This window comes from Paenibacillus alkalitolerans, from assembly GCF_016482785.1.
Taxonomy (GTDB): Bacteria; Bacillota; Bacilli; order Paenibacillales; family YIM-B00363; genus Paenibacillus_AE; species Paenibacillus_AE alkalitolerans.
The window spans coordinates 273,383-297,638 of the sequence record NZ_JAEMXM010000006.1 but is presented as its reverse complement, the minus strand read 5'-3'; the positions used below and the strand labels follow the sequence as shown (position 1 = coordinate 297,638).

Here is a 24,256-nt window from a genome sequence, read left to right as displayed (position 1 = left end):
ATTCACCTCGCCACTTATAGAAGTGGGAGTCCTCTCGGTGAAGCTGATAGATTTTAGGACATTTCAAGGAATAATTCTTTTTTACTAGTACCCGCGGCATACTGGATAAAATTGATGGCAGCAACTGTTTTGGTGGATAACTGGAAGAAGATTAAGGCGAAGGGAATGGTAGTTGACCTTTTTAACGTTTCGCCCGGCATCACTTCCAATCACGCCAATATTTCCATTGCTTGTTCCGGAAGGATCGTACTTCGATTTATATTTTGACTATTGGGATAGGATTCCGCCGTTTGGCGTTGTGGAGTTGTATGAGTTTGATTTATCCTATAATCATCTCTTACGGATGCGCAGATACAAGACCAGGGGGGTTATGGAATTGATCGTACGCGAAACGGAAAGGGCTTTCATAATGATCACGCAGCATGACCACGCGAATTTGTCGGGACAGCTTGCCTCAATGTTTAGAACCACTTTGCTCGCGGATGACAAGTTCAAGGATGACGTATTATTGGCTATATATGAACATGATCGCGGTCATATCCGGCTGGACGACACCCCGATCTGGAACGACCGCATCAATGCGCCGTTTTCTTTCATGGATTACCCGCTTTTGCCGAAACTGACGCATTATAAACTGGGACTGGATGAAGTCGAAGCCCAAAGTCCCTATGCAGGATTGCTGTGCAGCCTCCATTTTTCCTCTTTTTTCCTGGACAGCGGACAGGCGGATTGCATTGAATTTGTTCAGACCGAAACGGAGCGGCAAGAGAAAATTGCGGAAGCTTTGAAGCTTGACGACCGGAAATTGATTGATCAGCATTTCCGTCTCTTGCAATTATGCGACGATCTTTCGCTTTACGTATGCTTGAACGAACCCGGCGTATCTAAAGAAAGGGAACATCCGTGGTACAGGGGAGGTTTCGCGCGTTCCGAATTATTTAACGAGCAAGGTCATAAACCATTAATGGCAATTTGGAGAAACGAGAAAGAAATAGCGCTGAACCCTTCGCCTCTGGAACATGATGTCGTCACCGCATTGAGACTGAAAAAGGTTGAAAAATCGTTGATTCGTCAAAAGGGAATCGAGCAGGCATACAAGGAGACGGAATGGACGGTGCAGGAAACCGCTTTTTGCGCATCGGAAGAGTAATAAGTAAAAAAGAAGGGCCACTCCTTAGAAAACGAGTACAAGAGCTCAGCAAAACAAAACGAGGCTGCCGCTGGTCTGAAAATGTACAGTAGCCTCGTTAAGCTATAGGGCAAACCGGCAGGCCGCGGCACTTAGCTACAATTCCGGTGTTGAACACAGCGGTCTGGCGCCGGCGAATAAGGAGTCAGATTAAGACTGAAAGGGGTCGAACGAGGCCTCCGTCCGATCGAGCCGGCCTCCGCGACTGCGTTCCGTGCGCTTGCGAAAGCCAGATGCCGTAATGGCCGCTGCGAGGACGGCACCCACAACCGGTACGATCAGAGCGGATCGGAAGCCGTCCAACATGGCTTGGGGCGATCCATCTGTTCCAGTGGAGGTAACGCTGACGGCGGTCACGACCGAGAGACCAAGAGCCGCACCGAACTGGATAGATGTGCTCAGAATGCCGCTCGCAACCCCTTGTTCTTCTTCTGCGATGCCGTCTGTGGCCGCAATGGTGAGCGGCCCATAGGTCAGTGCGAAAGCGATGCCAGTGAGAATCATGGTCGGAAACATAGCCGCATAAGTCCAGTCGAGATCAACCGGTAGGAATAAGGCGTAAGATATGGCGGCAAGAGTAAATCCTCCGAAAATGACCCGGGTGTAGCCGAACCGGTTGACGAGGCGAGGCGTAACCGTGGGAGCAAGCACAGCGTCGATGCCGATCGCCAAGAGCGCAAGCCCGGTCTCGAGCGCCGACCACCCGCGCAGCTCTTGAAGATATAGTACCGCGATAAACTGGAAGCCGAAGAAGGATCCGGCTAACAATAGAGCCCCCAGGTTGGCACGTACGAGCGCACTCGATCGGAGAATGCCGAGCCGCATAAGCGGCGAGGCGGAACGACGTTCGATGGCGACGAATGCGATCATAAGGACGAGACTGGCGGCAACCGTTCCGATCGTCCAACCCCATTCCGTTTCCGGCGCGTTGACTACCGCAGAAACGAGCAGGAGCATCGCCCCTGTCACGCTGACCGCTCCGGCGAGGTCGAAGCCATGCGGCGAACGCTCCGGACGTCCCGAATTAGGGATAAGACGAATCCCTGCCAGTAGAATGATCAGTGCCAAAGCGACCGGAGCGAAAAAAACCCACCTCCAATCGACCGCAGTTAACAAACCGCCAACGACGAGACCGAGTGAGAAGCCTGCAGCCGCCGTCCCCGCATAGACGAGCAGAGCTTTATTGCGCGATGGTCCTTCCGGAAAGCTAGTCGTGATGATGGATAGACCGGCCGGCGTCATGAAGGCGGCGGCGATCCCCGTTACGAACCGCGAGAGGATCAGGATCCATCCCTCGGTCGCCATCCCTCCGAGTCCGGAGAAGAGAAGGAATACCAAAAGCCACCCCAGAAACATCCGCCGCCGGCCAAGCAAATCGGCGGCACGTCCTCCCAGCAGCATGAAGCCGCCGTAACCAAGCACATAGGCACTCGCGACCCAACTTAGCTCGCCGGTGGTCATGTTCAGTTCATCGCGGATCGACGGCAGCGCCACTCCCATCATCGATACGTCGATTCCTTCGAGAAATATCGCCCCGCAAAGTACGAGCAACAACCCCCATGAAACGTTAACGTCCGCATTTCGAAGTGCGCTTGAACCGTTGTTTATCATTCGGAGACATCCCCTTTCAGTTCAGTGAAGCGAAAACCCAGGTCATAAGCTTGCGCCAACAGCCGTTCATGCAAGCCCGGCCTTGCATCCAGCGTATTGTATAAGATCTCGACTTTGGAGACGGGGATGCCGGCGTAAGCGGCCATCCCCACATTGAGCTGACGCTTGAGCATTTTGTCGTATTGTCTCTTCTCGAGATGTTCTCGCGAAGCGCCTGCGAGACCGAGCCAAAGTACCCGCTCATGGTGAAGTTTGCTAGAGCCGTAGGCAACGCCGTCGTTCCACACACGATCGATATATCCTTTGAGCATGGCCGGCATGGTGTACCACCAAATCGGGAAAATATAGGCCAGCGCGTCGTGCTTCTTCATTCTCGCGATTTCCGCCTCCACCTCGGGAGAATACATTTTGCGCGAAGAAGACCAACTGGGCTCATCCGTTTCCCGCAGAGCGGGATCGAAGCCGATGCTGTACAAATCCAATAACTCCGGTCGATGTCCGGCATCTTGAAGACCTTGCGCGAAGCGGTCCGCAACCGCAAAAGTGAACGAATTCGTTCTTGGGTGGCTTGCGACTATTAGTACATTCATAACGTTTCCCTACCTCCAACTATTATTTTGTGGCATATGGGGATTATGTACCCTATAATGGATATTGAGAAGAACGCACTTTATTGTGCCATTAACACCAAAAGGTTATATAGGTACCAAAAAGTATCTTAGAACATAATGAAAGACACGTTGATCGACGGGAGGAGATAACCAATGGAAACCCAGCCGAAACGCACGTACAATATGCCGGCAGAAGCCACCATCGAAGTCATAGGGGGCAAATGGAAGATGTTGATTCTATGCCACTTGTCCTATGGCCCCAAACGAACGAGTGAGCTTAAGAAATCCATGCATGGTATTACGCAAAAAATGTTGACGCAGCAGTTGCGGGAATTGGAAGACGACGGAATTATTATCCGGACGGTTTACAATCAAGTACCGCCGAAAGTGGTGTATGAACTGAGTGAAATCGGAGAGTCGCTAAAAGCGGTATTAGATCAACTGTGCGAGTGGGGAGAAAAGTTCATTCAAGGCGAGTTTCACCGGGGAAAGAATTAATGGAAATCGATACTGAAATAACGGTTGCTTCGGCAGCCGTTTTTATTTTTTCATTTCTCTCCGTCGATGAAGGTGATTTGCAGGTACTTTCCGGTATCTATATAACTTTTTGGTGTTAACAGCACAATAAAGTGCGTACTTCCCTAATCGAATTTCAAACGTTAGAGTTTGATTCGAAGGTAATTTACCTAACTATTTAAGGGGGGGATTCATATGAACAAGTTCGCTGGAAAGAAAGCCGTCGTCACAGGTGGTACCCATGGTATGGGGCTGGCGATCGTCAAGGAACTCTTGAAGGGAGGAGCAGAAGTCGTGCTCACCGGTCGAAATGAGCAAAACATTGAGAGGGCCCGGACCGAGCTCCAATCGGAAGCGGCGCATGTCGTTCGCTCCGATGCGGCGAACATGGCCGACATCGAAGCGCTCGGCGGGATCGTCGAGAATAAACTGGGCCACATAGACTACGTGTTCGTCAACCACGGCATCGCAGAAATCAACCTGCTTGAGCAGGTGACCGAGGCATCCTGGGATCGGCACTTTAATATCAACACCAAGGGAGCGTTCTTCACGATTCAGCGCCTTGCCCCCCTCATTAATGATGGCGGCGCGATTGTCTTCACTACAGTTGCCAATGATAAGATTTTCCCTGGTATAAGTGCATATTCCGGATCGAAGGAGGCTGTAGGAGCTATCGCTCAGGTGCTCGCTGCCGAGTTCCTGCCAAGGAAGATTCGAGTGAATTGCGTGGCCCCCGGCTACATCGATACCCCGACCATGGGTGTTCCAGGCTTGACAGAAGAAGAACGGGCCGAGTTTATGAAGCAAGGCGACGAAATTACTCCGTTGAAGCGGCACGGTTCGGTCGAGGAGGTCGCTGCAGCCGCCTTGTTCTTGGCCGCCGATGCGACCTTCACCACCGGTGTCGAGTTGCCTGTTGACGGTGGATTTGCACAAGGCCTATAGTAACCATTAACTGTAAACAATGTACAGGTCTTTATATTTCAAGGTTTTTCACGTTTAGATAACGTTAATTTGTTGGCGGTACTCCTACTTGCATCTCTATCGCATTGCTCGCCTAACTCTCTCTTTATAAAATGAAGCCCCCGCAGGAACGATCTCCTGCCGGGGCTTCCCTGCTCCTATTATAGCGCAGGAGCTTCCATATTCATCTCCGCCCACTCTTCGCGGGCAGGTCCGTAAACGCCGGGAACCCGGAGACCGGCTTGACGCATCAAGACCGTCATCTGTCCGCGGTGATGGATTTGGTGGTCTTTCAGGAGGGAGAGAGTCAAGCCGTTCGGCCACTGAAAGCCGAATACATTCCGAACTTCCTGGAGAGAGGCGTCCGTCCATTGGGCGGCAACCGCATCGGCCAGGTTTCCGCTAGCTTTTCGGTAGCTGTCGGCGATCGCTTGCGCGGAAGAAGGAATGGCCGCATCGGGGCCGGGAGCCTCGAATTCCAGACCTGTCGGTGACGCAAAATCATGCAAGGAAGTCACGATGTGCCATGCGATCCTTCCCAGAGTCCGGTCCTGCGGGGTAACCTGTTGCGCCAGTGATGCGTCGGTGAGGGCGTCGAGCAGCTTTTGCGTGGATTCACACTCTTGTTTCCAGCTTTCCGAGAACGATTGAATGGATGTAAACATGCCATCAACTCTCCTTTAATGAGAATAATTTATTTTTTTCCTAAGAGTATATTCGACACGAACATACTTTCCCCTCCAAGGAAAATGCATCCATAAAAAATTTTTTTCAACGAAGCATAAGCTTGTCTAAGCGGCAAACTTATGGGTTAAGTGAGCCGGGACACTGTATTGACCTTCACACGATGTGATGGTTTAAAATGTGTGATATCGATCGACAAGGGGAGATTAATATTCATATCAGTGAACTGTCCCGCAAAACCGGAGTAAGTCTTCGTTCTCTAAGATACTACGAAGAAAAAGAACTATTGAACCCGGCACGCCGGGATAACGGTTATCGTGATTACACTGAATCCGATATCGAGCGTGTCAGAATTATTCAGCTATATTTCAGCCTTGGTCTTAATGTTAATGAAATTATGGATTTTTTTCATTGTGCATTTAGCGAGGAAATCAAGCATCAGTGCTTACCGAATGCAATACATATCGGTGAAAAGAAGCTGGAAGAAATCAGAACGCAAATCGAGACCTTAAGAAAAGCGGAAGCACACTTGGAATCTTGTCTCGGAAGCTGGAAAGAAATGTTGAGAAAAGGCGGAGGACAAAATGTTTGAACGGCGAGTTGCAGCAGTCACAGGCGGGAACCGCGGTATAGGAAGAGAAATTACACGGCAGTTGGCGTTACGAGGGTTGCATGAGGAGCGGATGCTCCGCTAACGGTCGAAGAAGGGGCCGATACGGCCGTTTGGCTGGCAACGTTGGATAAAGACGGCCCCAATGGAGGATTTTTTCGCGAACGCAAGCTAATCGCTTGGTGATAAACGTCAGAACCCGCACCATGAGAGCATGGTACGGGTTCTCCCTTTATTTCAGCAAGAATGATCAAGATTTACCGGCATTCGGCCGGTATTCTTAATATACGCAAGAGGCGGCGACTCTTGCCATAAATTAAGAAAGGATGATTATCGTGCTATCGTACGTCGGAAACGGAGCCTATTGCTACGCAAATTCTACTTCAATGCTGCTTAATACTATCGGGGAAAAAATCCCGCCGGAGACAATAGAAGTATTAACGGGAGTCGGACTTGGAACCGTCTGGTTTGAAGAAGACAAGATGTTCTATTTCTCGGTTGGAGTGCCGCACACCGGCGTCAGCAAAGCACTGGACATATTGGGATTTGCGTATGTTGAAAACTCAAGTACGAGTGCAGATCGTCTGGAGGAGTTGCTAACATCCGAGATTACGCGGCAGCCGGTGATGCTAGGGCCATTGGATATGGCTTATTTAAGCTATAATCCGAATCACAGATTTTTGCAAGGTTGCGATCATTACGTATTGGCTTTTCGAATAGAAGGCGGGAATGTTCTTATTCATGACCCGGCCGGATATCCGAATGTCATCCTTCCGTTGGATAATTTATTCAGTGCAAGTAAAACAAGCCGGCTGCAATTCCGAATGTATCCGCGCGATTTAGCCTATCATTATTGGTGTGCCCCAAAGAGAGTGAAGCATCCGTCGCCCAGGGAAATATATCAGGAAGCGATCCGATACTTTAGACAGGTGTATCAAGAAGCCGAAGGCACAACCTCGGAACATAATTGGCAAATAGGCAGAGATGCAATCATGACGCTGAAGAGACATATGCAAGAGAGAACTATGGAACCTGGAATAAAGGGTCATTTAACTCACTTTGCGTTTCAGTTAGGCGCCAAACGAGCACTGAATTATAGAGAGTTCTTTCAAAGCGAGAACGAAACGCTGGCAAATTTGAAGCTGCAGCAATCCGAAGTATTCGGCAAGTGTCACTCGCTCGCCGTCCAAGAGAAATGGTCTGCAGCAGGGGAGGCGTTAAACGAATTGGCGGATTTAGAAGATCAATTTCTAGAACTCTTATTCCGGTGAAGCGGAACGATATTTTCAGAGAGGGGCTCAGGTCCCTCTCGAGGTTAAATTATAGATCGTCTTCGTCTTTCGGCCAACCGCCCATATACCCAAGCGATTCCCGTTCGGGTCGACCGCCTGTCATGACAAGCTGAATAAACAGGAGCCATACAAAGACGGCGACTACAATGTTGAGCCGCGCCAATCTAGTTTCTCTTCGGAAGGTGTTCTTGCACTTTGTTCAAGGGTGGTGTAGGATCCGGGATTTCGATGTCGAAAATCGATCCATTCCCCCGTCATTCGGGTTTGTCGGGAGTTTCATCAACTTTTTGAATTCTATTAAGTATGTAAAACTTTTGTTTTTTCCGTAATCCGTCGATCCCAGTAATGAAGAAGTATGAGGTTCAATTATGGTTTCAAACTGAGATTAATGATTTGAATCACCGCCGTTTGGAAGCTGCCAGTCGATTTCCCCGAGTCCCGCATCCCGCAGAAACCGGTTCGCACGCGAATACGGCCTGCTGCCGAAAAAACCGCGGTTTGCCGAGAACGGGCTCGGGTGAGGTGATCGAATGATATGATGATGTCTGTTCGTAATGAGTGCCGTCTTTTGCTGCGAATGGCTTCCCCACAGCAGAAACACGACCGGTTCGCGCTTTCGGTTCAGCGTCTCGATTACTTTGTCCGTAAACTGCTCCCATCCCATACCTTTGTGCGAGTTCGGGCTGTTCGCCCGTACGGTCAACACCGTGTTCAGCAGCAGTACGCCTTGCCGTGCCCATCCGGCCAGGCAGCCGTGATTCGGGATCGCGCAGCCGATGTCGTTGCGCAACTCCTCGAACATGTTCTGGAGAGAAGGAGGCGGTTTGATTCCGGGTTTGACCGAGAAGCTCAGTCCGTGGGCTTGTCCCGGGCCGTGGTACGGATCCTGACCAAGGATGACTACTTTCGTTTCGGCAAACGGGGTGTAGTGCAGCGCGTTGAATATATCGTATTTATCCGGATATATGGTTTTCGTCCGGTACTCATCCACGAGAAATTTGCGCAAATTTATATAGTACGGCTTTTCAAACTCCGGTTCGAGATAGGATGCCCAATCATTTTTCAGGATTGCCAACGTAATCTCCTCCCATATCCATTATGACAAATCGGACAAAATTGTCTACCGCGACACGATCAGGCTGCCCTAAGGCGGCCTTTTTGCATTCCATCAATTTACAAAATATTAACACAGCAATGAAATCGTCATAACAATTTGTCTTTATCATTGTGGTATCTTTTTGGATTCCATTCTGTTGTTCTGCACTTTTGCCCGTTTATATCCCACAATTACTAGGAGGCACTCTATTGAAGCGCATTGCCATTGATATGGATGAAGTGATAGCCGATACGGCGGGTACGCATTTGGAATGGTATAACCGGGATTACGGCGATTGCGTAAAGCCGACGGACCTCAACGGTACGACGCTGTCGCAAGTAAGGCCCGAACGGTTGAAACAAATCGAGAGCTATTTCGACCGGGACGATTTTTTCCGCCGGCTGCGCGTTATGGAGCACAGTCAGGACGTCATTCGCGAACTGAGCGAGCATTACGAAATCTATATTGCGACCGCCGCCATGGAGGTGCCGGCGTCGTTCAGCGCCAAGTACGAATGGTTGCGGGAGCATTTCCCGTTTCTGTCCGACATGCGTTTCGTATTTTGCGGGGAGAAAAGCGTCATTAACGCGGATTATTTAATAGACGACAACGTCAAACAGCTTCGCCGCTTTCGCGGACAAGGGATATTGTATACGGCTCCGCACAATATTTACGAATCGGAACATATACGGGTTAACAACTGGCTCGAGGTAAGGGAACTGTTTTTGGATAAGGACCGGCTGGCGCCGTTGGCGGCGGCAAACCGCAGCGCGAAGGAAGGGGAGTGACGGCGATGTCTCTCTTGTCGGAGGAACGGAAACGGCATATTTTGGAGCTTCTCGACACGATCGGTAAGGTGCATGTCATCCCGCTGGCGGAGCGGTTCGGCGTATCCAACGAGACGATACGCCGCGATCTCGATTTGCTGGAGAACGAGGGCAAGCTCAGAAGGGTATACGGCGGAGCGGTAAAAGTGCAGTACGATAACGGCGAGCCTCCGTATCAGCAGCGACAAATATTGAATTTTGAGGCGAAGCAGGCGATCGGACGCCGCGCGGCCGACTTGGTTGACGACGGCAATACGATTTATATGGATACGGGAACTACGATACATGAACTGGCTCGTTCCTTGAAAGGAAAGAAGCGGATTACCGTCATAACTAATTCCTTGACGGCTGCTAACGTGCTGAGAGATTCGTTGTCGCAAGGGTTGTTTCACGGCAAGGTCGTCATCCTGGGCGGGGAAATATCGCCGGATCAGCAGTCCGTCAACGGGCATCTGTGCCAGGAAATGTTGAAAAACTTTTATGTGGACAAGGCGTTCGTCTCGATTGGCGGCATCACCGTCTCGGGAATAAGCGACTATGACATGAACGATTCCGTCATTTCCCGAATGGCGATTTCCAACGCGAAGGAAGTGATTGTTTTGGCGGATCACAGCAAGATAGGCATTCAGGCTTTCTGTCATATCGCTCCATTGGAAGCGGTCGACGTCATTGTATGCGACCTGGACCATCCGCGCGCATGGTCGCAGGAGCTTGAGTTGAAGGGGATCGTGTGGATTACAGCGGATTAACCGGGCTTAAAAAAACATTAATACGACGTTAACATCACGAAAACACTCGCTCTTTATATTGGACATGTCACATAAACGGTCAACAAAACAAACGATTCTGGTATCGATTCCAGAGTCAGGTTCGGATGCGGGAGGGAGTTGCATTGAGCCACATTGCGAGAAGAAGGAGATTATGGAGAAAAATCGTTTTGCACCGATATTTGTACTTTATGCTTCTGCCCTGCCTTCTCTTCTTTGTCGTCTTTTCTTACATTCCGATGGGAGGGTTGCTTCTCGCTTTTAAGGAATACAAATTCAACGCGGGAATACTTGGAAGTCCGTGGGTAGGATTTAAGTATTTCGAAACGTTTTTTAACGACTACCAAAGTTGGACGCTTATTAAAAACACGCTGATCATCAGCAGTATGAAACTGTTTCTCGGACTGCCGTTTCCGATCATTCTTGCGCTGATGTTTAACGAAGTAAGAAACAAGCGGTTCAAGGGGATAACCCAAAGCATTTCCTATTTGCCGCACTTCTTGTCGTGGGTCATCGTTATCGGGCTGGTCCAGAGAGTTTTGGCGCCGGATACCGGGTTGCTGAATCAGGCGGTCCAATTGTTAGGGGGCGCCGGGGATACGTTCTATATGAATGAACCCGAATACTTTTATTCGGTTATGTTTTGGAGCCATATTTGGAAAGGGATCGGCTGGGATTCGATCATTTATTTGGCTGCGATCGCCGGCATCAATCCCGAATTGTACGAGGCGGCGAGCATTGACGGGGCATCCAAATGGCGCCAGATATGGCACATTACGCTGCCGGGCATTCGTCCGACCGTTATCATTCTATTCATTCTGTCGTTGGGAAATATTTTATCTGCGGGATTCGATCAGCTTTACTTGCTAAGGATGCCGGGCAATATGCATCTCTCGGATATATTGGACACCTATATTATCCGGGTAGGGCTGCAGGGCGGACAGTACGGATACGCCACGGCTGTCGGGTTAATGCAGGGGCTTATCGGCTTCCTCCTCGTTATCGTTGCCAATCGCGTTTCCCGCCGCATCGGCGAAACTTCGGTATGGTAACAATTCCATACATAAAAGCTCGTCAATCGGCAGTAAGGCGCCATAAGGCGGTTTTCATAAAATATGAACAAGAAAGAGGGAGAAGCCGTGAGTACAAAATGGTTTAAATTGTTGGCTGTTCCACTGATCGTCTCTTTGCTTTTGGCAGGATGTAACATCACGGAAGAAACATCAAAACAAACAACTGAAACACAGTCGGAAGAAAATGCGGAACAGACGAGTACGGAAACCGCCAAGCCGGCAACCTGGATTGCTGATCGGACAATTGAAGGACTCATATTTATGGGCGCCGACGACTACACCGAAGATATGAACCCCGAGATTTTGCAGAAGCTTAAAGAGCTTACGGGAATCACGTTAAATTTGAAAATCATGCCTGCGGAACGGTCGATTGAAGGATTGATCGCCGGCCTGGCATCAGGCGATTTGCCGGATTTTATCACCTTCTACCTGAACCACAGCGGCCGCCCGGAAATGCCGGTTCTCTTGAAGGCTGCGCGTGAAGGAATGTTTACGGATCTCGCTCCTCTAATCAAAGATACGAAAGTATACAGCAAATATTTGCAGGACGGTTATCTTCCTTTGGATACGCAATACGGCGTCATGTTCCGTCCGGAATTTAACGGCTCGGTTTATTTGGTCCATATGAACATTGCCAGAGAAGGCGGCTACGATACGAGAAAATGGGTGGGCGGACCCCACATCCGCAAAGATATCGCGGAAGCGCTGAACGTTGATCCGAGAACGATTACGACGTCCGAGCAGCTTTATGAACTGGCCAAGAAAATCAATGAAGGCAACTTCAAAGACTACAACGGCAAAGAAGTGTCCGTAATCGGCCCGAGATATTGGGGCGGTACCGAAGTCCCGCGGTTGTACAGCGATATGGTATGGGGCAGTTACGGCTTTAAACGAAACGCCGAGGGAAAAATCGTTCACGAGAGCGAGACGGAATACCCTCTGAAACGAATCGAGTTCGTTCAGAAGTTGTTGAAGGAAAAGCTGATGCATTCCGAATATTACACGATAGAAGAGAACAGGGCGACTGAAGGCATTCTGAGCGGCTCGTTCGCAATCGTGGCCGATATGCACAACTATCAAGATTTCAACAAGGACATGCATTACTTGCCGATCGGTCCGATTAACAATGTAGACGGCCCGTACCGGATGGAGGTCTCTTTCAAGACCGGGTACTCCGGTTGGGCGATTCCGGCAACGACGAAAAATCCGGAAGACATCGTCAAGCTGGCCGATTTCTTGGCGAGCCGCGAAGGGAAGCTGTTGTGGCAATACGGCATTGAAGGAAGAGATTATACGCTCGATGAGAAAGGCAACCCGGTCGTGAAAAAAGAAGTGCTTGAGCTCAAAGAAACAGACCCGAATGCGGCGAAGGCGCTCGGATTTGCAGGCGTCGGAAACTATTGGGGAGAATTGCTCGGCGGCACCGATCTTGACCGGAAAGCCGATTTCGGAGAAATGGAATACGGCGATTCGGCGAATCCGGAAACGAATGCGGGCCCATTGAAAATCGCCGAATATTGGGGTTGGGACGAGAAACGGAAAAATGCGCTCGTTAGAGACGGATATGAGCCGCTCGCTTTCCTCGGCGAGTTTGAAAAATCAACGGAATTGAAGGCCGCTCTCGACAATTACGACGACAGCATCGTTCGCGCTTACTATGCGAAAAACCTCGCTGAAGCGAAGAAAATTGTCGAATCCGCCTCGGCCCAATTGAAGGCCGCAGGTTTGGACCAGTACATCGAACTTCTTGAGCGGAAAGACGGGGATCCGAAGACAAAATTAAATATATAGTGCAATGTCTTTCCATTCGGCGACGGACGGCTCCATCTTTTCCTAAGACGGGGATGAAGCCGTCCTCCCGTTTGGCATCTCTTTCGAGCCGGTTGGCGCTGCATGCTTTATGAAGGAGGAGAAGGAGTGGGGAACGAATTTTACAAACTTTCCGCAGGAGAAAAAATATTCAAGTTCATCAATTACTTGCTGATCATTCTTTTATGCTTGTCGATTATTTTGCCTTTCTTTAACATATTGGCCCTGTCCTTCAATGCCGGCAAAGATGCGGAAAGAGGGGGCGTATATTTTTGGCCCAGAGTATGGTCGCTGGAAAATTATAAAGAAGTGTTCTCCTCATCCAATATTGTTAATGCATTCGGTATTTCATTGTTCAGAACGGTTACCGGAACGATCGCCAGCGTGTTTTTGACGGCAATGGCGGCATACGCATTAAAAAGCAAAACGTTGCCCGGCGTAAGATTTTTCACGCTGCTTATATTTTTCACCATGCTGTTCAGCGGCGGAATGATTCCCTATTACATGCTGTTAAAAGATCTCCATTTGATCAATACGATCTGGGTTTATGTGATACCCGGGCTGTACAGCGCCTGGAATATTATCATTATGCGGACGTTTTTCCAGCAAATCAGCATAAGTCTCGAAGAGTCGGCCCGCATCGACGGGTATAACGATTTTTCGATATTTATGCGCATCATTATGCCGCTGAGTAAACCGGTCATCGCCATCATTGCGTTATTTAACGCCGTCGGCCATTGGAACGATTGGTTTACGGGATCGTTCTTTGTGAGGGACAGCGAGCTGAGGCCGCTTTCCACGCTGCTTCAGGAAATGCTGACAAGGGCGGAAGCGTTGAGGGATACGTTGACACAGTCGGGGGGAACGAGGCAGTACGAGCTGCTTGAACAAATTCAAGTAACCGGCAATTCATTGAAAATGGCGACGATTGTCATTGTGGTAACTCCGATTATATGCGTCTATCCTTTTGTCCAAAAATATTTTGCCAAAGGTGTCATGATCGGTTCACTGAAAGAATAGGGGGAGAGGAACGAGTTTTGCGATGAAAATATGGAATCCATACGATGAAATAGACCGTATTCCCCTCCAAAAAGGACGGTCTATTTCTTTTGACATCGAAATCAGGCTGTAGTATAAGAAAAGCTGCTATCGAAGCACATTAAGAAAAAATTTCTTCGAAGAACATGATTTATAAACTCATATGTTATAACAAAGACTTTCTATGGCGATAATGTAAATTATCAGAAAATTCTTATTTATCCGACTATTAATTATTGCTATAATTAATATACAACTGAATAGTCGGTAGAAAGAGTCTTTTCTCCGGAACCACACACCGTCACGATTTCATATTATCTCACTGGCAGCAGTAATGGAAATACGAAACGGTGTATTTTGCATCTTCGGCAACGATCATATAAGGAGGGAGTCTTATGGCATTTTTGGACAAGCTGGCCGACTATCGGGAGATGGAGCATGGCCTGCACTGGGAAGGCACGTTTGTGGAGTACTTGGCGCTCGTAAGGCAACGGCCGGAAATTGCCGCGCTCGCGCATGACCGCATTTACCGCATGATCGAATTGATGGGGATCGAAGACAAGGGTGAGGGCAAACGGGAATACAAGTTTTTTAGTTCGGCGCTGTTCGGACTGGAGGACGATCTGCAGACGTTGGTCGAAGAATATTTCCGCCCGGCGGCGCAGCGGCTTGATGTCCGGAAACGGCTGCTGCTTCTGATGGGTCCCGTCAGCGGAGGCAAGTCGACACTGGTTTCCCTTCTGAAAGAAGGACTGGAGAAGTTCACGCGAACCGATGCCGGAGCTGTGTACGCCATCAAAGGCTGCCCCATGCAGGAGGAGCCGCTTCATCTCATTCCGTCCGAGCTGCGCGAGGAATTTGCGAAGGAGTACGGCGTCCGCATCGAAGGAGACTTGTGCCCGGTTTGCAGGCTTCGCCTGGAAACCGAATATGGCGGGCGGATCGAGGCGATGCCGGTCACACGCGTGCTGTTCTCCGAGGCGAAACGGACAGGAATCGGCACGTTCGCACCGTCCGATCCGAAATCTCAGGATATCGCCGATCTGACGGGAAGCATCGACTTTTCCACAATCTCGCAGTACGGCTCCGAATCGGATCCGCGGGCTTATCGATTTGACGGAGAATTGAACAAAGCGAATCGGGGGCTGATGGAATTTCAGGAGATGCTCAAATGCGATGAGAAGTTTCTGTGGAACTTGCTGTCCTTGACGCAGGAGGGCAACTTCAAAGCCGGGCGTTTCGCGCTGATTTCCGCGGATGAGCTTATCGTAGCGCATACCAATGAAACGGAATACCGTTCGTTCATCGCCAACAAGAAGAACGAGGCGCTGCATTCCCGGATGATCGTCATGCGCATACCGTATAATCTGAAGGTCAGCGAAGAAGAGCGGATCTATGCCAAGCTCATCGGCCAATCCGATATCCGAGGCGTGCATATCGCACCGGCGGCCCTATGGACCGCTGCCGTGTTCAGCGTATTGTCGCGGCTTAAAGAGTCGAAGAAACCGGGCGTCGACCAGATTAAGAAAATGTACCTGTACGACGGAATCGAAGTGGATAATGCGAAGAGCGGCGATGCCCAGGAACTGCGGAAGGAATATAACGACGAAGGCATGTCGGGCGTCGATCCCCGTTATGTAATCAACCGTATCTCCAGCGCGTTGATCAAAGGCGACAAATCATGTCTCAATGCGTTGGACGTTCTGAAGTCGCTGAAGGAAGGTCTTGATCAGCACGCTTCCATCAGCCGGGAGGAACGGGAGCGTCTCTTGAGCTTCATTACGCTGGCGCGCCAAGAATACGATCACAAAGCGCGGACGGAAGTGCAGCGGGCGTTCGTCTATTCCTTCGAAGATTCTGCGCACACGATGATGAACAATTACTTGGATAACGTGGAGGCGTACTGCAACGGGGTCAAGTTGAAGGATCCGATTACCGAAGAGGAGCAGGATCCCGACGAGAAGCTGATGCGTTCCATCGAGGAGCAGATCGGCATCTCGGACAATCAGAAGAAATCGTTCCGGGAAGAGATTCTGATTAAGATTTCCACACTCGCCCGCCGCGGCCGCAAATTCGATTACACCTCCCACGAGATGCTGAAGGAAGCGATCGAAAAGAAGCTGTTCAACGATTTGAAGGACGTGGTGAAAATTACGACGTCGGTGAAGAATCCCGACGAAACGCAGCTGAAGCGGATTAATGAGGTTTCGGCGCGTCTGATCGAGCATCACGGCTATTGCGCGACATGCGCCAACGAACTGTTGAAATACGTAGGGAGCCTGCTAAACCGCTAGAGGAAGGGGGGAGCCGAATGAATGAGCCGCTGTTCGTATTATCTCAGAACGATTGGTCGCTCCACCGCAAAGGAGAGCTTGACCAACAGCGCCATACGAGGAAGGTTAAGGAAGCGATCAAGCGCAATTTGCCCGATTTGGTCAGCGAGGAGACGATCATTACGTCGCAGGGAGACCGGATCGTAAAGGTACCGATACGCAGTATGGACGAGCCGAAGTTTCGTTACGATTACACGGACAAGGATCAGGTCGGTCAGGGGAACGGAGGGACCGAAGTAGGGGACGTTATCGGACAAGTCCAACCCGGACGAAGCGGACAGAAGGCGCAGGGACGGGAAGGCGCCGGCGATCAGCCCGGCATCGATTATTACGAGGCCGACATTACGGTGGACGAGCTGGCGGAGCTCATCTTCGAGGATTTGCAGCTCCCCCGGCTGAAGCCGAAAAGCGAAGCGGATCTAACGGTCGAGGACATCCGGTTCAATGACGTCCGCCGCAAAGGCATGATGGGCAATATCGACAAGCGGAGAACGTTGATCGAATCCATGAAGCGCAGGGCGTTGAGCGGTTTTGCCGGAACTTACGGCCATGAAGCCGCAGCGGGACAGGATGACGGCCATGGGCTGATCCGGAATGAGGATATGCGGTTCAAAACATGGGAGGACATCCGCAAGCCTCAGAGCGCCGCCGTCGTAATCGCGATGATGGATACGTCGGGCTCCATGGGAACATTTGAAAAATATATCGCCCGCAGCTTCTACTTCTGGATGGTCAGATTTCTGCGTACAAAATATGAAGAGGTTGAGATCTGTTTCCTGGCCCATGACATGGAAGCGAAACGGGTCGGGGAGGAAGACTTTTTCACCAAAGGGGAAAGCGGAGGAACGAAGTGTTCCTCCGTCTATAAGCTTGCCTTGGAGCTGTTGGACAGCGATTTTCCGCATTCCCGATACAATGCGTACGGGTTCCACTTTTCCGACGGCGATAACCTCGATTCGGACAATGCCGCGACAGCCGCCCTGGTACGAGAAATGCTGGTCCGGGTCAACATGCTAGGCTACGGCGAGATCCGCCGGCACGGAACGGGGGGACGGCTGTGGGATGCGATGTCAAGCATTGACAATGAGGCGTTCAGCCGCGCGGTTTTGCGTGAGAAGGGGGATGTGTATCGCACGCTGAAAAGCTTTTTCGGCGAAGCCGCAGTAGGGTGAGGAGGAGATGGGCCATGAACAAAGCGGATTATGAACGGCTGGAGCAGTCGATCGGCCTCCTGACGAATATGGCAGCCGGGGAAGGGCTGGACTTTTTCCCGATGCGTTACGAGGTGTGTCCTTCCGAGGTGCTGTACTCGATCGGCGCTTACGGAATGCCGACCCGCTTCGCGCACTGGAGCTTCGGCAAAGCCTACCAACGGATGAAGTCGGAGTACGATTACGGGTTGAGCCGGATCTATGAGCTCGTGATCAATTCGAATCCTTGTTATGCGTTCTTGCTTGATAGGAACACACTTCTGCAGAATAAGCTGATCGTCGCCCATGTGCTGGGACACAGCGATTTTTTCAAGAATAACGCAATGTTCGCGGTCACCGACCGAACGATGGTTGAGCGAATGGCGGTGTTCGCTTCGCGAATGCGCGCGTTCGAGCAGGAATATGGCCCCGATGAGGTCGAGCGTGTGCTGGACGCCGGCTTGGCGATCCAGGAGCACATCGATCCGCAGATCCGCTTCGGGCGGAAGGGCGGCTTCAGCGAGACGGAGGGCGGCACGAAGGATGTCGTCGGGTTTATCGCAGGCAACAGCAGGACGCTCCAGGAGTGGCAGCGGGAAATCCTGTACATGCTGCGCGAAGAGATGCTGTACTTCTGGCCGCAGATGGAGACGAAAATCTTGAACGAAGGATGGGCGACGTTCTGGCATCTGCGGCTTGTGAGGCAGTTGGAGCTCGAAGATGCGGAAATCGTCGAGTTCGCGAAGATGAACTCGAGCGTAGTGCAGCCGGGCCGAGGAAGTCTGAACCCGTATTACCTTGGACTGCGAATGCTGGAATACATCGAGCGGCGGGAAGGTCTAGAGGCTCTGTTCGATATACGCGAAATGGAATCGGACGTGTCGTTTCTTCGCAATTACTTGAGCAAAGAGCTTGTGGAAGAGATGGATCTGTTCCTGTACGGACGCGACGGCGACGTCTACAGAGTGACCGATAAGGACGTTGCCTCCGTCCGGGACACGCTGATCCGCCAGCGCACCAATGGCGGCTATCCTTACATCACGGCGATGGACGATGACTACGGAGACCGCGGCGAGCTCCTGCTTCTGCACCGGTACGAAGGGCTGGAGCTTGACCGCAAATATGTGGACCGCACTTTGCCGCTCGTGCACCGGTTGTGGGGACGGCCGGTGCACCTGAAAACGCGCGGCAAGGACAATACTGAGTTGAGGTACTGCTACGACGGTTACAATATTCAGATGGTGTCGTGACCCGGTGCTCGTGCTGTAAAAGTCGCCGCTATGGAGGAGTAAAAATTACTTTGGCTGTTGCAGCGGCAAAAAATTGCCGCTGCGCAGGTTTATGGATATATATCCGGCAGCAAATGAAGAGGAAAAAGAATTATTGACCGCAATGAAAAAGTCCGATGTTATGCTCTATGAGATTTTATGGCCTTATTCTTCCTGGAAACGGTCCAGAATTGCAAATAGTTTGCGCAATTCAATCGATACGCATGGGAATCTCGACGAGATAAGCGTTCCCGAGGAGCCGAACGTCTGCTCCAGAACGTATTTTCCTTCTTGAAGAACGAACTGGTCAATCGTCTTGTGGTGCGGATCAACGATCCAGTATTCTTTGATGCTAAAACGTTCGTATAACGCTTTTTTACGCACCTTGTCATGCTCGCCCGTACTAGGCGACAAGATTTCGACGAGCAAATCCGGAGCGCCTTCGATGCGCGTTTTCAAAATGTGCGAGTTTTCGTTCGATACATAGATAACGTCCGGTTGGACGATGTTTTGCTCGTCCAAATGGACGTCCATCGGAGCAACGACGATCATACCGTCCAATTGGCAGGCGCTATGCAGGGCATTTGAGAGTTGGGTGACTAGCAGTTGGTGTTTGAGCGTAGGCGAAGGCTGACACTCGTAACGGACGCCGTCGATAATTTCAAACCGTTCCTCAATGAGCGGTGGTTTATACGATCTGTTTTTCACCATCGGCACCCTCCTTCGTTCCATTTTAACATACACGCATCCATGCTTAGAATCCGGAAACGCTCGGTGGCCTTTGTTGCAACATGAAAAATACTAGTTGACTTTGACACAGTGTCAACCTTTTAAGATTAGGGCAAAGGAGGAGATACACCGAATGAAGGAAAGTACACAAATCGAGAATACCGTAGTAAGCCATGAATGGAACACTACCGGCGTTTATCGCCCACCGGTGACCGTCATCGGTTTAGGTATGATGGGGTCTGGCCCAAGCATTTCTGATCAATCGCGGGGTAGCGGGAGGCTACGGTGCTGATGGCCTTTCAAGGTTAGTTGAACTGCTCCGGAAGCCGGTCTCGGTTTAACGGATTGCAAATCAAGATCAGAATTTGTATTTAGATATGGAGGCGGTTCTGATGACAACAACCGGACAAATTCAACAATTCAACCATAACAGCGAAACTCATACCCTGAACCGTGCACCGGTGACAGTAATCGGCCTTGGTCCGATGGGACGTGCGCTGGCCGGAGCTTTCCTTAAGGCCGGACATCCTACAACCGTCTGGAATCGGACGGCCGGCAAAGCCGATGCGCTTACCGCTCAAGGAGCGGTCCTCGCGGAGACCGCCGCCGAAGCTGTTGCGGCAAGCCCGCTGACGATCGTATGCGTACTCGATTATGACGTCGTACATGCGATCGTCGGACCGCTTGGAGAAGCTCTGAGGGGACGCACCTTGGTGAATCTGACAGCAGACTCGCCGATTCGCGCACGCCAAACGGCCGAATGGGCCGCAGTCCACGGGATCGAATACCTCGACGGAGCGATCATGACTCCGACGACTACGATCGGCCAAAGCTCGGCCGTCGTCTTATACAGCGGAACGGAAGCCGCCTATCAAGCACATCTCCAGACTTTAGCAAGCATCGGCGGTACTTCCGTGCACCTCGGGGAAGACCCTGGCCGGGCTGCCGCATATGATGTGTCGCTTCTGGATATTTTCTGGACGTCTATGAGCGGATATATTCATGCCCTCACCCTGGCGAAGGCAGAGAACATAAGCGCGAATGAACTTCTTCCATTCGCTCAGGGCATTAGCAGCATTCTGCCGGACATCATGGCCGGACTGGCTGAGCAAGTAGATAGAGGACAATACCCGGGACACGGCTCCAACCTCCGTTCGGCAGCTGCGGGTATGGAGCATATTATTGATACCGCGAATTCTCATGGCATCGATACCAGCGTACTGATTGCAGCTAACGATATTGCCAAGCGTGCGATCGACGCCGGCCACGGTACGGACGGGTTTGCCCGTCTCACTGAAGTGATTCGAAAGAAGTAAGATTTAGTCTAATAGGCGGCATCGGCATCTGTCTGAACTTTTAAGAAAAAGGCCGGTCCATAACATGGACCGTGCCTTTCCGTAAACCTTTTGCCGCTCATGAAGTTTTGCTTGTTTGTTCGGCGGAGCCGCTCACCTTACTCATCAGCGCCCGTCGGACTCTCATTTGTTCAATACGTTGGTCCAGCTTCTGCTGTACCGCAGTCAGCGACTGAATTTGTTGGACGATTTCTACTCGTTTTTCCTCGTAGGCCTCGAGCATTTCCTCACAGAACCCATCGCTGTCTGAATAAGCGTAATAATCATCATGGCACTTCAAAATTTCAAGAATTTCCTTCGTAGACATCCCAAGCTCCAAATAAATCTGGATCGTTTTGATCCGCTTGACGTCAGCCTCGTCGAATTCCCGATAATCATTATCTAAACGCTTTGCAGTGAGCAGCTTTTTCTTTTCGTAATATCTGATCGATCGGGCGCTGACACCGGTCTTTTTGGAAAGCTGGCTTATTTTCACGGGATCGAATGAAGTGTCACAATTCCTAATATATAGTATCATCCCCCAACTTAAATGCTGGCAAGACATTTTTATACATTTCGTAATCTTGCTGGTACCCTTCAAAATTGCAGGTTACACATTTCCATTTTATGCTATGATCTGTGGTAGAAGCCGCCCTGTAACGGCGAACATTGAATGGTCGGTAGAACTTTCCGAAAAGGAGACATCTATGCCAACTTTTCAACTGGAAGAAGCAACGATAAAAACAATGCAAGACGCGATGAACTCCGGCGAGATAACTTCACGAGATTTGACGGCGATGTACTTGGAGCGGATCGCACAAATCGACAAGTCCGGGCCAACCTTGAACTCGGTGCTGGAGATCAACCCGGATGCTATTTATATTGCGGAACGGCTTGATGCTGAGCGCCGTCAGGGCAAACTTCGAGGACCTCTACACGGCATTCCTATCCTGTTAAAGGACAACATCGATACCGCGGACAACATGCATACCAGTGCCGGTACCCTTGCCCTTGCAGATTCGTTCGCTATGGAAGATGCTTTTTTGGTAAAAAGGTTAAGAGCTGCAGGCGTCGTTCTTTTGGGCAAGACCAATATGACGGAACTGGCCAACTTCATGACAACCGGTATGCCCAACGGTTACAGCTCGAGGGGTGGGCAAGTGCTCAATCCCTACGGACCGGGCAAGCTGCAGCCCGGCGGTTCAAGCTCCGGTTCAGGCGCGGCAGTTGCAGCAAACCTGTGTGCCGGTGCGGTTGGAACGGAAACATCCGGCTCCATTCTCAACCCGGCCTGCCGCAACGGAGTCGTAGGGATCAAGCCGACGCTTGGGTTGGTTAGCCGCAGGGGCATTATCCCAATCACATACACGCAAGATACTGCCGGGCCGATGGCCCGTACTGTCCAGGATGCCGCCATTCTGCTGAGTGCGATGGCCGGAGAAGATCCCGCGGATGAGGCGACCCTGGGGAGCGGCGAGCGGGTGTGCCTGAACTATACAGACTTTCTCGATAAGGATGGGTTGCGTGGGGCCAGGGTCGGCATCAATCGAGGATACGAGGCTAACTTCACGGAAGACGAGAAACGGTTGCTGTCGGAAGCGATAGTGAGTATGCGAGAAGCCGGCGCAGTCATCGTTGAACAGACGAACCTGACGCACATCGCCTCCAACTCAACCGTTCTGCTATATGAATTCAAATCGGCGCTCAACCGGTATTTGGCCGGATTAGCGCCGAATTATCCGATTCGGACACTGAAGGACATCATCGATTTCAACAATCGGCATTACGAGCAAACCTTGAAATACGGGCAAACGCTGCTCCTCCGGGCACAATACGAAACGTCAGGCACCATGACGGAGCCCGCTTATATCCACGACCGACTGCGAGATTGGCGACGCTCGCGGGAGGAAGGCATCGACCGATTGCTTCGGGAACATCAGTTGGACGCGCTGCTATGTCCGGGTGTGACGGATGCGGCAGCTGTTTCCGGCTACCCCTCGATCATCGTTCCTGCCGGCTTCCGGGATGACGGCATGCCGTTCGGAATCGCTTTTGTAGGTACGGCCTACAGCGAACCTGCATTGCTTCGCCTTGCTTACGCTTACGAACAAGTATCGAAACGCAGGAAGCCTCCGGTTTTGGACTGACAGAGGCTTGTTCAACAAACGGGCAGATTTGCCCAACTCAAGGATACTTTCAACAGCAATTGGGATTAACAACCGAAAACTTCGAAAGGAATTTCAACAAATGCGGAAAACCGGACTATATAGTCATTAACGTCGGGGTCGGGGGGAGTTATATGAAATCTCGGTTAGAAACAGAGAAGCCTTTACCTGTTCTTGCTTCCGTTCTATCGCCCAATGCTTTGGCAGCGGAAATAAGTCATGCATATTCAATTGGAGTTATCTCAGAATGCACTTTAATACGCGCTTATGTAAATGATATTTATGCTGTAAAAACACAGTCAGGAAAATATATCGTTAAAGTATACCGGGCAAACTGGCGCACAGAATCGGAACTCAGATACGAACTTGATTTTCTACTCCACCTTAATCAATGCGGTGTTGGAGTATCTTTGCCGATCCCTAGAAAGGATGGGAATCTCCTCCACCAAATATTTGCGCCAGAGGGACTCAGATATATCGTTTTATACCATTTTGCAGAAGGTGAAAAACCCAGTCCACCTTTTTCCGATGATCTTTATTTTCGATTGGGACGGGAGTTAGCCAAACTCCACAAAGCATCTACCCATTTTCATACTCAGCATAAGCGCTTGGACAACCTTCATATAGCGGATCAGGATCGTATAACTTTTTATGATTTTGATGCAGGTGGTCCTGGTTGGTGTGCATATGATCTTCTTGGAGTATACATGTATACGAAGTTCGATAACGGACAATCTCGATGGGATTCTCACATTAGAGGGTATCAAGAAGTTATGAAATTGAACGACAATGATATTGAAGCCCTTCCTTATTTTCATGTGATGAACAGTATATGGTCATTAGGGTGCGATGCAACGATTTGGGCCAATACAAGTGGATTGTGGCGGATTAGCGGGGAGCGATTGGATAACCAAATTATCAACTTGAGAAAATGGGTAGATTCAGAAATAAAATCATATGAATAGTTGTATCCCTAGATAACAACCCAACCGTATTGGACGGATAACGATAATACAACAACGACCAATAGCTTGCTGACAGAGGTGGGTTGGGGCACAATCGGTAAAACGGAGCGCTACACTGTCACCAGCTTGCGCTGAATCGAACAGAAGCGAGGCGACCGGCAGCAAAATCCGGTTGCCTCGCTCCGT

Annotated in this window: 23 protein-coding genes; 16 read left to right on the top strand and 7 right to left on the bottom strand. The window is 50.5% G+C overall.

Annotated elements, in window-relative coordinates:
- The first annotated feature begins 376 nt into the window (after positions 1-376).
- Positions 377-1,150: a DUF3891 family protein gene (locus JET16_RS12955; protein WP_199616447.1), complete on the top strand. Its 774-nt coding sequence runs from the start codon at positions 377-379 to the stop codon at positions 1,148-1,150.
- 189 nt (positions 1,151-1,339) lie between these two features.
- On the opposite strand, the gene JET16_RS12950 is transcribed toward JET16_RS12955, so the two are convergent.
- Both JET16_RS12950 and JET16_RS12945 read right to left on the bottom strand, forming a co-directional pair.
- Entirely contained in the window at positions 1,340-2,800 is a 1,461-nt protein-coding gene (locus JET16_RS12950) for an MFS transporter (protein ID WP_199616445.1), read from the bottom strand.
- Positions 2,797-3,390, bottom strand: coding sequence for an NAD(P)H oxidoreductase (locus JET16_RS12945; RefSeq protein ID WP_199616444.1), 594 nt, complete (start codon positions 3,388-3,390; stop codon positions 2,797-2,799). Before JET16_RS12945 ends, JET16_RS12950 begins: the two co-directional genes overlap by 4 nt.
- A gap of 174 nt (positions 3,391-3,564) precedes the next feature.
- Between JET16_RS12945 and JET16_RS12940 the strand changes: the two genes are divergently transcribed.
- Together JET16_RS12940 and JET16_RS12935 are read left to right on the top strand one after the other, a co-directional pair.
- Complete coding sequence (locus JET16_RS12940; protein ID WP_199616443.1) at positions 3,565-3,909, top strand: winged helix-turn-helix transcriptional regulator; 345 nt, start codon at positions 3,565-3,567, stop codon at positions 3,907-3,909.
- A gap of 213 nt (positions 3,910-4,122) precedes the next feature.
- The gene (locus JET16_RS12935) at positions 4,123-4,872 is read left to right on the top strand and encodes an SDR family oxidoreductase (protein WP_199616442.1); all 750 of its coding nucleotides are present in this window, start codon (positions 4,123-4,125) and stop codon (positions 4,870-4,872) included.
- 179 nt (positions 4,873-5,051) lie between these two features.
- Here the strand turns inward: JET16_RS12935 and JET16_RS12930 are convergent, their stop codons facing one another.
- Positions 5,052-5,555, bottom strand: coding sequence for a DinB family protein (locus JET16_RS12930; protein ID WP_199616441.1), 504 nt, complete (start codon positions 5,553-5,555; stop codon positions 5,052-5,054).
- Between the two features lie 197 nt (positions 5,556-5,752).
- Here JET16_RS12930 and JET16_RS12925 point away from each other — a divergent pair, with 197 nt between their 5' ends.
- Positions 5,753-6,166: a MerR family transcriptional regulator gene (locus tag JET16_RS12925; protein WP_199616440.1), complete on the top strand. Its 414-nt coding sequence runs from the start codon at positions 5,753-5,755 to the stop codon at positions 6,164-6,166.
- Between the two features lie 353 nt (positions 6,167-6,519).
- On the top strand, positions 6,520-7,455 hold the full coding sequence (locus tag JET16_RS12920) for a BtrH N-terminal domain-containing protein (RefSeq protein WP_199616439.1): 936 nt from the start codon (positions 6,520-6,522) through the stop codon (positions 7,453-7,455).
- Positions 7,456-7,504: 49 nt separating this feature from the next.
- Here JET16_RS12920 and JET16_RS30590 read toward each other — a convergent pair whose 3' ends face one another.
- Together JET16_RS30590 and JET16_RS12915 are read right to left on the bottom strand one after the other, a co-directional pair.
- The gene (locus JET16_RS30590) at positions 7,505-7,639 is read right to left on the bottom strand and encodes a hypothetical protein (protein ID WP_267908686.1); all 135 of its coding nucleotides are present in this window, start codon (positions 7,637-7,639) and stop codon (positions 7,505-7,507) included.
- Between the two features lie 222 nt (positions 7,640-7,861).
- Positions 7,862-8,551: a uracil-DNA glycosylase gene (locus JET16_RS12915; RefSeq protein ID WP_199616438.1), complete on the bottom strand. Its 690-nt coding sequence runs from the start codon at positions 8,549-8,551 to the stop codon at positions 7,862-7,864.
- Positions 8,552-8,781: 230 nt separating this feature from the next.
- Here JET16_RS12915 and JET16_RS12910 point away from each other — a divergent pair, with 230 nt between their 5' ends.
- The 8 genes from JET16_RS12910 (at position 8,782) to JET16_RS12875 (ending at position 18,859) form a co-directional block, all read left to right on the top strand.
- Positions 8,782-9,360 (top strand): 5' nucleotidase, NT5C type, encoded by a 579-nt coding sequence (locus tag JET16_RS12910; RefSeq protein WP_233531478.1) that lies wholly within the window; start codon positions 8,782-8,784, stop codon positions 9,358-9,360.
- A 5-nt stretch (positions 9,361-9,365) separates the two neighbouring features.
- Positions 9,366-10,148: a DeoR/GlpR family DNA-binding transcription regulator gene (locus JET16_RS12905; protein WP_199616436.1), complete on the top strand. Its 783-nt coding sequence runs from the start codon at positions 9,366-9,368 to the stop codon at positions 10,146-10,148.
- A 125-nt stretch (positions 10,149-10,273) separates the two neighbouring features.
- Positions 10,274-11,218 carry an ABC transporter permease gene (locus JET16_RS12900; RefSeq protein ID WP_407673135.1) on the top strand — a complete coding sequence of 315 codons (945 nt, stop codon included), beginning with the start codon at positions 10,274-10,276 and terminating at the stop codon, positions 11,216-11,218.
- Positions 11,219-11,341: 123 nt separating this feature from the next.
- Entirely contained in the window at positions 11,342-13,030 is a 1,689-nt protein-coding gene (locus JET16_RS12895; RefSeq protein ID WP_407673137.1) for an extracellular solute-binding protein, read from the top strand.
- Positions 13,031-13,156: 126 nt separating this feature from the next.
- Complete coding sequence (locus JET16_RS12890) at positions 13,157-14,068, top strand: carbohydrate ABC transporter permease (RefSeq protein WP_325176683.1); 912 nt, start codon at positions 13,157-13,159, stop codon at positions 14,066-14,068.
- Between the two features lie 413 nt (positions 14,069-14,481).
- The gene (locus tag JET16_RS12885; protein ID WP_199616431.1) at positions 14,482-16,380 is read left to right on the top strand and encodes a PrkA family serine protein kinase; all 1,899 of its coding nucleotides are present in this window, start codon (positions 14,482-14,484) and stop codon (positions 16,378-16,380) included.
- A 17-nt stretch (positions 16,381-16,397) separates the two neighbouring features.
- Complete coding sequence (yhbH, locus tag JET16_RS12880; RefSeq protein ID WP_199616430.1) at positions 16,398-17,591, top strand: sporulation protein YhbH; 1,194 nt, start codon at positions 16,398-16,400, stop codon at positions 17,589-17,591.
- A gap of 14 nt (positions 17,592-17,605) precedes the next feature.
- Positions 17,606-18,859, top strand: coding sequence for a SpoVR family protein (locus tag JET16_RS12875; protein ID WP_199616429.1), 1,254 nt, complete (start codon positions 17,606-17,608; stop codon positions 18,857-18,859).
- A gap of 183 nt (positions 18,860-19,042) precedes the next feature.
- On the opposite strand, the gene JET16_RS12870 is transcribed toward JET16_RS12875, so the two are convergent.
- Positions 19,043-19,588, bottom strand: coding sequence for a Uma2 family endonuclease (locus JET16_RS12870; protein ID WP_199616428.1), 546 nt, complete (start codon positions 19,586-19,588; stop codon positions 19,043-19,045).
- Positions 19,589-19,998: 410 nt separating this feature from the next.
- Between JET16_RS12870 and JET16_RS12865 the strand changes: the two genes are divergently transcribed.
- Positions 19,999-20,922 (top strand): NAD(P)-dependent oxidoreductase, encoded by a 924-nt coding sequence (locus JET16_RS12865; protein WP_233531474.1) that lies wholly within the window; start codon positions 19,999-20,001, stop codon positions 20,920-20,922.
- Between the two features lie 97 nt (positions 20,923-21,019).
- On the opposite strand, the gene JET16_RS12860 is transcribed toward JET16_RS12865, so the two are convergent.
- Positions 21,020-21,436: a MerR family transcriptional regulator gene (locus tag JET16_RS12860; RefSeq protein ID WP_199616426.1), complete on the bottom strand. Its 417-nt coding sequence runs from the start codon at positions 21,434-21,436 to the stop codon at positions 21,020-21,022.
- 136 nt (positions 21,437-21,572) lie between these two features.
- Between JET16_RS12860 and JET16_RS12855 the strand changes: the two genes are divergently transcribed.
- Together JET16_RS12855 and JET16_RS12850 are read left to right on the top strand one after the other, a co-directional pair.
- The gene (locus JET16_RS12855; protein WP_199616424.1) at positions 21,573-23,087 is read left to right on the top strand and encodes an amidase; all 1,515 of its coding nucleotides are present in this window, start codon (positions 21,573-21,575) and stop codon (positions 23,085-23,087) included.
- 152 nt (positions 23,088-23,239) lie between these two features.
- Complete coding sequence (locus tag JET16_RS12850; protein ID WP_199616423.1) at positions 23,240-24,070, top strand: phosphotransferase enzyme family protein; 831 nt, start codon at positions 23,240-23,242, stop codon at positions 24,068-24,070.
- Positions 24,071-24,256: the final 186 nt, after the last annotated feature.

Excerpts from the sequence above, each read along its gene's own strand:
- JET16_RS12950 (WP_199616445.1), bottom strand. The coding sequence starts at position 2,800 with ATGATAAACAACGGTTCAAGCGCACTTCGAAATGCGGACGTTAACGTT.
- JET16_RS12945 (WP_199616444.1), bottom strand. The coding sequence starts at position 3,390 with ATGAATGTACTAATAGTCGCAAGCCACCCAAGAACGAATTCGTTCACT.
- JET16_RS12940 (WP_199616443.1), top strand. The coding sequence starts at position 3,565 with ATGGAAACCCAGCCGAAACGCACGTACAATATGCCGGCAGAAGCCACC.
- JET16_RS12935 (WP_199616442.1), top strand. The coding sequence starts at position 4,123 with ATGAACAAGTTCGCTGGAAAGAAAGCCGTCGTCACAGGTGGTACCCAT.
- JET16_RS12930 (WP_199616441.1), bottom strand. The coding sequence starts at position 5,555 with ATGTTTACATCCATTCAATCGTTCTCGGAAAGCTGGAAACAAGAGTGT.
- JET16_RS12925 (WP_199616440.1), top strand. The coding sequence starts at position 5,753 with ATGTGTGATATCGATCGACAAGGGGAGATTAATATTCATATCAGTGAA.
- JET16_RS12905 (WP_199616436.1), top strand. The coding sequence starts at position 9,366 with ATGTCTCTCTTGTCGGAGGAACGGAAACGGCATATTTTGGAGCTTCTC.
- JET16_RS12900 (WP_407673135.1), top strand. The coding sequence starts at position 10,274 with ATGCGGGAGGGAGTTGCATTGAGCCACATTGCGAGAAGAAGGAGATTA.
- JET16_RS12885 (WP_199616431.1), top strand. The coding sequence starts at position 14,482 with ATGGCATTTTTGGACAAGCTGGCCGACTATCGGGAGATGGAGCATGGC.
- yhbH (WP_199616430.1), top strand. The coding sequence starts at position 16,398 with ATGAATGAGCCGCTGTTCGTATTATCTCAGAACGATTGGTCGCTCCAC.
- JET16_RS12875 (WP_199616429.1), top strand. The coding sequence starts at position 17,606 with ATGAACAAAGCGGATTATGAACGGCTGGAGCAGTCGATCGGCCTCCTG.
- JET16_RS12870 (WP_199616428.1), bottom strand. The coding sequence starts at position 19,588 with ATGGTGAAAAACAGATCGTATAAACCACCGCTCATTGAGGAACGGTTT.
- JET16_RS12865 (WP_233531474.1), top strand. The coding sequence starts at position 19,999 with ATGACAACAACCGGACAAATTCAACAATTCAACCATAACAGCGAAACT.
- JET16_RS12855 (WP_199616424.1), top strand. The coding sequence starts at position 21,573 with ATGATCTGTGGTAGAAGCCGCCCTGTAACGGCGAACATTGAATGGTCG.
- JET16_RS12850 (WP_199616423.1), top strand. The coding sequence starts at position 23,240 with ATGAAATCTCGGTTAGAAACAGAGAAGCCTTTACCTGTTCTTGCTTCC.